The 2,176-nt window shown below is 32.8% G+C and carries 2 protein-coding genes; both read right to left on the bottom strand.

All coding sequences use genetic code 11. The features are described 5' to 3' along the window. Positions 1–622 (bottom strand): ProQ/FINO family protein (locus CKF59_RS07595; RefSeq protein ID WP_147397157.1); only part of this gene is annotated, 622 nt, incomplete at its 3' end. Positions 623–1,012: 390 nt separating this feature from the next. After that, the gene (locus CKF59_RS07590) at positions 1,013–2,128 is read right to left on the bottom strand and encodes a hypothetical protein (protein ID WP_119535302.1); all 1,116 of its coding nucleotides are present in this window, start codon (positions 2,126–2,128) and stop codon (positions 1,013–1,015) included. Between the last annotated feature and the right edge of the window lie 48 nt (positions 2,129–2,176).

The following is a 2,176-nucleotide window of genomic DNA, read 5'->3' as shown; positions in this document are numbered from 1 at the left end:
CACCAAAACCTGGTTTTTTGCCACCAAAACCTGGTTTTTTATTAAATGCTGGTTTGCGAGGACGAGCTTTAGGACGTAAGTTTTGACGGTGGTAGTCTAGTTCGCTTTCGCTTAATTCAGCTACAGGTTCACCATCTAAGTTAAAACGTTTTTTCAGTCTTAAAGCTGCGTTGTGGTATTCATCGTTACGAATGTAACTTGCTAAGAATTGACGTAAAGCTGATTTACGTAACGGACCTTCTGCAGTTGCAATTTCAAATAAATTTTTATGTACATCTACAGATAAAGGTTTTACGTTTTCACGGTTAAAAGCATTAGGGAATCTAGCATGCAATTCTTGATAGGTTTGCTCTAGACGTTCACGTTTTAATCTTTTATCTTCAAGAACTCTTTTTTCTTGTTCAGTTAAGACTTTACGACGTGGAGCTGGTTTTCTGCCAAATCCTGGTTTGCCACCTTTAGCAGGACCACGATTAGGTCCACGATTAAATTGAGATTGTTGACGCGAATTAGGGCGACCTGAATTGTTATTGCCTTGAGTGCGACGGCCAACAATAGTTGTAGTGCTTGTACGTCTTGAAACGTTAGCTCTTGGTGTAAATGATTTTTTTTCTTCTGACATATTATAATCCCTATTTTTACAAGCTTCTTGATATTGTTTTAGTTGAGAGAAGAAGCTTGAAAGAGCTTAAATTTTTTACTGTATATGTAAATTTATAATATAAGCAAAGTAATGGTTATATTACAATGTAGATCAGCTCTTTTCTTTGTGAGTAAAATTAAGTTGTAAAGTTATAGCAATTTAAAGTGCGTTATAGCGTTAGTTGATAAATAATTTATTGCTTAAAAAATAATTCACGCTACATAATTAAATTATACCGATAAAATAAATTTTTTTCTAATAATTTAATATGTTTTGACAAATATTTTTTAACGTTTTTTCTAGATAAAAAATCGCCTTAGTCTCGGTAAATTAAAAAGTATTTAAAATTATTCCTAAATTAAATTTAAGTTATTGCAAATTGTCAGTATCTAAACTTGCTGTCAAACGAAGTTGACGGATATAACAACCTAAACCTCGAGTCTTACTACTAAACAATCTAACAACAGTATTGCTTGGGAGCTGCAGTAAATTTGCAGGTAAATTAGGAGCTAAAGCCCAAGAGCCTCGAACAAAAGCAATATCTGGTGAAGTATTACCATTAGCAAGAGTGAAAATATCATTAGCCAAACGATGTAGAGGTTTAATCGCTCCTACTTTTTTCATAGTACTAACTCGAATAAAAAATGCACTAGTGGCAAAGCTCGAATCATATCTTTTGACAAAGAAATAAGAGTCCGTAGGCTTGTTATAACGAGCATAAGCTTTTTTATAATCATACTGTGGAGTATAGTCTTGAGCAAAAATTATGTTAACTATATCCCCAAGTGAATTATTTTTTCCTAAATAGGTTTGGGTATGGCAGTAAAGTTCGTCGAGATCTGACTTAGCTTCGCTACTATTTTCGTTTAAGTGCAACAACTGCTGGGTTAGATATTCTTCGTGACTAGGTTCACTCAAACAAAGAATTTCAGGGGTAATTCTTAGTTTGCTAAAAGCTTTGAGCTTGCTAAAGAATTTTGGGTGCAATATAGCATATTTATCTAAAAATAAGATCCACTCATCTTTGCGAGTATTAAGGTCTAGATTACTAAGGCGATCTAAAATTGCTTGTTCTAATAACTCTTGGCTGAGATTTGAGTCCTTAGTTTTTGAAATTGTGGCACAGGCTAAGTAGACAGAGTTGCTCTTATTGCTTTGGGTTAAATCAATAAAAGAAGTTTCTAGCCAGTCGCTATTGTGAGATTGCCCGAGAATTTGATAGAGTTTGTAAAAATATTTACTTCGGTTAATATCCTCTTTAGTAATAGTTGCTTGATAAAGATCTTCTTTTTTAAAAGGAATTTGTGCAAAATCAACCCCTTCGAGAAGTAAGTCTGCATCTATAAAAGGAATATTTAGCTCTAAAAGTTGTTCTTGAATTTTTAACAAATATTGTTCATGCCAAGCTTTAGAGAAGAGGTTATTTAATTTTCTTTGTTCTTCTTGAGGAAGAAATTGTAAGTGATTAGTAAAAACTACTTTCATATCTAGGATTTTAATTGTGTATATCTTTTTTCATTCATTATATATGAT

Source organism: Psittacicella gerlachiana (genome assembly GCF_003585965.1).
GTDB classification, from domain to species: Bacteria; Pseudomonadota; Gammaproteobacteria; order Enterobacterales; family Psittacicellaceae; genus Psittacicella; species Psittacicella gerlachiana.
This window is presented reverse-complemented; position numbering and strand designations above follow the sequence as displayed.